The 5,350-nt window shown below is 58.6% G+C and carries 5 protein-coding genes; all 5 read left to right on the top strand.

Annotated features, from left to right (window positions below; all coding sequences use genetic code 11):
- On the top strand, positions 1-384 hold a 384-nt coding region (locus tag GX108_02920; GenBank protein NLO55996.1), incomplete at its 5' end, for a hypothetical protein.
- A gap of 89 nt (positions 385-473) precedes the next feature.
- Positions 474-2,162 (top strand): BamA/TamA family outer membrane protein, encoded by a 1,689-nt coding sequence (locus tag GX108_02915; protein NLO55995.1) that lies wholly within the window; start codon positions 474-476, stop codon positions 2,160-2,162.
- Positions 2,163-2,180: 18 nt separating this feature from the next.
- Entirely contained in the window at positions 2,181-3,431 is a 1,251-nt protein-coding gene (locus GX108_02910; GenBank protein ID NLO55994.1) for a hypothetical protein, read from the top strand.
- A gap of 33 nt (positions 3,432-3,464) precedes the next feature.
- On the top strand, positions 3,465-4,505 hold the full coding sequence (gene lpxD / locus GX108_02905) for a UDP-3-O-(3-hydroxymyristoyl)glucosamine N-acyltransferase (GenBank protein ID NLO55993.1): 1,041 nt from the start codon (positions 3,465-3,467) through the stop codon (positions 4,503-4,505).
- A complete protein-coding gene (locus GX108_02900; protein ID NLO55992.1) occupies positions 4,502-5,326 on the top strand; it encodes a UDP-3-O-acyl-N-acetylglucosamine deacetylase in 825 nt (274 codons plus the stop codon). Before lpxD ends, GX108_02900 begins: the two co-directional genes overlap by 4 nt.
- Positions 5,327-5,350 lie beyond the last annotated feature (24 nt).

Genomic DNA, 5,350 nt, shown 5'->3' with positions numbered 1-5,350 from the left:
CTGAGGTCCCTGGCCGTGGCGCTCCTGGTGATCATGGTGGCGGCCATACCGATATCCACGGGAGGGTATGCCCCTGTCGGTATCGCGGACACCAGGCGGTTGCGCCTCGAGTGGGTCACGACCGACGAGCAGAGCGTCCTTTCGGCCTTGAGGAACAGCCTGAGTGAAATGAACCTGGCAAGGGAAAACCTCTACCAGGACTTTCCTGCCGAGGTGACGCCGTCGACCCCCATGCGGAAGCCCCAACCCACCAGGGAGGCGTCCCCTGTCGCGATGGAAGAAAACAGGGCTCCCGCCGCGGCCCTTGACGAGATCCTCTCACTCATCGAGATTGGCCAGAGGGCCCTGAGGGGTGAAGGAATAGTGCTCCAAAGTCCCGAATAATAGTTTATAATCCCAAGGTATGAGACACTCGAAACAGTGAAAGGGGTGCTGTTCACGTGAAACGGGTATGCTCCGCGGCTTTTGCCCTTATGCTCGTCCTTATGATGGCCGGTCCGACCTATTCGGCCGTTCAGCCGGTCGTCGTCGGTGTCGACGTCACCGGAAACCAGGAGGTCGTTTCCGATCACATCCTCGGTGTCATCGGTACCAAGGCCGGGGACCAGTTCAACCCCGAACAGGTCCAGCAGGACATCGACACAATTTACGGTCTCGGCTTCTTTTCCTTCGTCGACGTCAGTGTGATCGAGCAGTTCGGTGGTGTCTTCGTGGAGTACAAGGTCCAGGAGAACCCCATAGTCCGCGATATCAACTTCACCGGCAACACGGTCTTCACGGCCGATCAACTGATGGAGGTCGTCTTCACCCGTCCGGGATCGGTCTTCAACAGGACTTTCTTCCGGCACGACCTTCAGAGGATAGGCGAGAAGTACGAAAAGGCTGGCTACGCCTTCGTCCAGGTCCAGGATGTGGGTATCCAGGACGGGGTCATCGACGTGAGGATCCTGGAACCTAAGGTGGGCGATGTGATCATCCAGGGCAACAAGAAGACCAAGACTCATGTGATTGAGAGGGAATTCAACCTGAAGACCGGGGATCTTTTAAACGTCACAATTCTGCGTCATTCTATTAATAAATTGAAACAAAGAGACCTGTTTGAAGATGTAAGAATAGGGTTCGAGCCTACAGAAGAACCGGAAATAGTCAATCTGGTTCTTACTGTTGAAGAAGGCAAGACGGCCAGGGTTTCTTTTTCTATTGGGCATGGTTCCAGTTCCGGATGGACCGGCGGGGCGGCATACGAAGAATTCAACTACAAAGGCCTGGGCCACAAAGTCGGTGTTGGTTTTGAAACAGGTACGAGGGAACAGTACTTCCTTTTCTATGAAGAACCCTACATGGACGAGTTCCATCATCGATGGAGAGCAGGTGCATATAAGAGAGAATGGGAAGACCTCGAGGATGACAGTATTGATGGCAGATATAACCAGGATAAAATGGGGCTTTACTATGGCATTGGGAAGAAATTTCTGAAGAATCCCACTCTGAGTTGGTTTGCAATGCTTGAGGTCTACGAGGTTGAGTACTTTTTTCAAGAAGAACCGCTTGTGATACCTGATAAATTTCTCCCGGGTAGAAACGCTTCTGTTACTGTATCGTTAACTAGGAACCTTCTTGATCCCTACCTCAGCTATTCAAAGGGAGAGGTTCAAAGTCTCTCGGTTGAACAAGGCTTCTTCCAACCTGAGGACTCTGCTGTTGATACTATGACCTACACAAAATACTGGATTGAGGCCCGCTACTACTGGCCTCTTTATAACTTCTTCGATAATCTATTTGGACGGGAGATTGGAACTGAAGATAATCCAATAATATTTGCAGCCCGTGCCAGAATTGGGTACTCTTCTGGGGATTTACCATGGGCGGCTCAGTACTTCCTGGGTGGAGCTAACACATTAAGAGGTTATAAGGACGATTTTTTCAGCGGTAGTGAAATGGTTCTGGGTAATTTCGAGCTGAGAATCCCTATACAGGAGTCTATTTCTATTGTCGGTTTTTACGATATTGGGATGGCAAGTAATGATTCTGCTTTCTCCAGTATGAAAAGCGGCTATGGGTTTGGTATCCGGGTAAAGACTCCCATGGGTAATCTGAGAATTGATATTGCTGAAGGAGAAGATGAGACCCGGACTCATTTCGGCTTCGGGGAGATGTTCTAGCCAAGGAGAGGTCGCCTTGTGAGAATTCAACAGTACCTCTGTAGGGCCGCGGCCGGCTTCTTCGCCGTGGCCCTGCTTTTAACGGCACCGGCAGACGCTTCCGTGCAAGTGACGGGAGTGCCGGAATGGGTCCGCCCCACCATTTCGGGTCCGGTCGAGGCCGTGTGGGAGGAGGTCCTTCGGTCCAGGGATATCGACTCGGGGCTGAAGACTCTCCGAATCGTTGCGGAGAGGATTTTCCCCGGCGCCGGGATCGACAGTTTGGCGCTTTCTGGGGAGGATCTGCGTGTCGGCCTTTCCCTGGGAGCGCCGCCCCCGGGAGGCTGGAAGGTCAGTGTCGACCCCCCCGAACTGGCTCCTGAACTGGAAACCCTTTTCCGGGAAGATATGGGCGATATCGCCTCCCAACTTGAGGGGATGATCGCCCCCCTGCCGGTCGAGTCTCTCTCCTGGGCTGGACAGGCCTTTCAGCAGGAAACGATCAGGATGCTCACCGGGCGTGTTCCAGGCTGGTACCCCTCGATACTTTTCGTACGGGGCAAGGAGGGCGAAATCGAAGTCCTCGTCAGCTTCAGGGCGCTCTCGCCGGTGATAATCGCCTACTCCCCGAGGATCAGTTCCAGGACCCTCCCCAGGATCCTCCAGACCGAGATAACCGACAACGCGCTGGAGGCCCTCGCCCCCTTCATCGGCCTCCCCGGCGAGTGGGTTGACCGGCACAGGGGCCCCATCGAGGAGATGGTGGCGGGAACGCTTGAGACAAAGTGGGCCGCCCGCGAGGTCAGGGGCGAGGTGACCGTGGGCATCACTCCCGAGCGTATAGCCCCCGTCGATATAAGGGTGGAAAGCGACCGGTATACCCTCCAGGCCTGGGCCGCTGTCAGCTTGGGATCCGACGAGAGGCACCCCGAAATAGGAATCCACCTCGGGAGGATGGCATCGCTCGGGAAAAACTGGGACCTGGAACTGTACGGCGAGTGGGTGGCCACGACCAACGACCTGAGCGTGGAGAGCCGATGGGGAGCGAGGTGGCCGGCCTGGCCCGATGTATGGATAGGCGCCGAGATCGCCTACCCGGGGGAGGATATCTGGTACAGGGTGTGGTTCGAGGAGATCCTCCCGAGGGTTTATCTCTGGGGTAGATTCAACCATGACGGGGATGCTGTCGCCGGGATCGGCTGGCGTTTCGGCGGCTACCTGGCCTGGGAACTTTACTATGACAGCCGCGACGAGGACAGGATCTGCGTCAGGCTCGTCGGGAACCTGTGACGCCGCTTGATGAAAAAGAAAAGAGGTAGGAATATGGACCTGAACAAGGGTGTTACCATCGCCGAACTGGCGAAGGTTCTGGGTGGTCGCCCTTTCGGCGATGCCCACTTCGTGGTGAAGGGTGTCCAGGGACCCGGCGGGAAGGACCCTTCCAGGATCATTGTCTCCAGGGATACGCGAGCGGTTACGGCGACTCCGGGAGACATCGCCGTCGTCGTCCCCATGGGAGGGGCTCTCGACGGCCTGACCGGGGTCGAGGTGGCCGACACGGAAAAGGCCTTTGTCACGGTCCTGGATCTTTTCTCACCACCCGGGGTTTCTCGGGAGGGAGTGCACGGCACGGCCGTCGTCGCTCCGGGCGCGACCATCTCCCCCTTGGCCTATGTAGGCCCCCTTTGCGTTGTGGAGGCCGGTTGCGTGATAGGCGACAGGGTCGTTCTCGAGGCGCAGGTGTACCTGGGTCCTGACGTTTCGATCGGCCGGGGGAGTCGTATCGAGGCCGGCACGGCCCTGAGGGAGGGGACCATCGTCGGGGAAGACTGCCTCATCCACTCCGGGGCCGTCATTGGCTGCGACGGCTTCGGCTTCCTCCCCGATTTTGACGGCGGGCACGTGAAGATCCCGCAATTGGGGCGGGTCAGGTTAGGGGACAGGGTGGAACTCGGCGCCTGCGTGACCATCGACAGGGCGACCCTCGACGAAACCGTGATAGGGGACGGAACCGTCATCGACAACCACGTCCATATAGGCCACAACGCCCGGATTGGTAAAAACTGCATTCTTGTCGCGATGACGGGGATAGCGGGCAGCGCCGTTCTAGAAGATGGGGTCATTATGGCCGCCAGGAGCGGCGTCTCGGACCATGTCACCGTCGGGACGAGGGCCCAGGTGGCGGCCGACGCCGGCGCCACCAAGGACGTTCCCCCCGGCGCCACCGTTTCAGGATTCCCCGCCAGGGATCACCGCGAGCAGATGAAGATCCAGGCTATGCTGAGGAGATTGCCCGAGATGCGCGAAGAGATCAGGAGGCTGAAACAGGAAATCGCAGAACTGAGGGAAAGAGGCTGCCGATGACGGAGGCCTTCGGGCTCAAGGGTGAAGCCTCCTTCAAGGGAGTGGGGATCCACACCGGGGTGTCCTCGGAGGTCCTGGTGGCCCCCTCCGAGAAAAGGGGGCTGTTCTTCGCCTTCCCCGGCGGAATTTTTCCGGTCCAGTCCGCGGTGGCGGACGGAACCGCAAGGGGTACCACGCTGGTCTTCCCCGACGGCTCCAGGGTTATGACGGTGGAACACCTCCTCGCGGCTCTCGCGGGCCTCGGGGTCTGGAGCGCCCTGTTGTCCCCGTTGGGGCCTGAAATCCCCGCCCTGGACGGGAGCGCCCGTCCCTTCGTCGAAGCCCTCGCTCCCCTCCGGGAACCCGGGTGGGATGTCGCCCCCATCGCCGTGGCCAGGGAGATCGCCTTTGGCGATTCCCGGGGGGGGTTCATGGGCGTGATCCCTTCCGACCGTTTTGAAATAACCTGCTCCATAAGGTACGATTCTCCAGCCATTGGAGCCCAGGTCTACGAAGGGGTCGTCACCAGGGATGTCTTCGCCGGGGGCATCGCCCCTGCCAGGACCTTCGTCCTGGATTCGGAGATCGCGGGGATCAGGGACCGTGGGCTCGGCCGAGGCGGCACGGCGGACAATGTCCTCGTGATAGGCGACGGTGATCCTCACCCAACATCGACATACCGGGTGCCCGAGGAGCCGGTCCGCCACAAAGTGCTGGACCTCGTCGGGGACCTGGCCACCCTCGGGAGACCGCTCAAGGGACGGGTTATCGCCCACAGGGCGGGCCACCGGATGCACCTCGATCTGGTCCGCCGCATCCGCAGGGGCCTGCTTTTATTCTGAACGGGAAAGGAGAACGGCCATGCT

The sequence above is a fragment of the Thermovirga sp. genome (assembly GCA_012523215.1).
In the GTDB taxonomy this organism is placed as follows: domain Bacteria; phylum Synergistota; class Synergistia; order Synergistales; family Thermovirgaceae; genus 58-81.
This window is presented reverse-complemented; position numbering and strand designations above follow the sequence as displayed.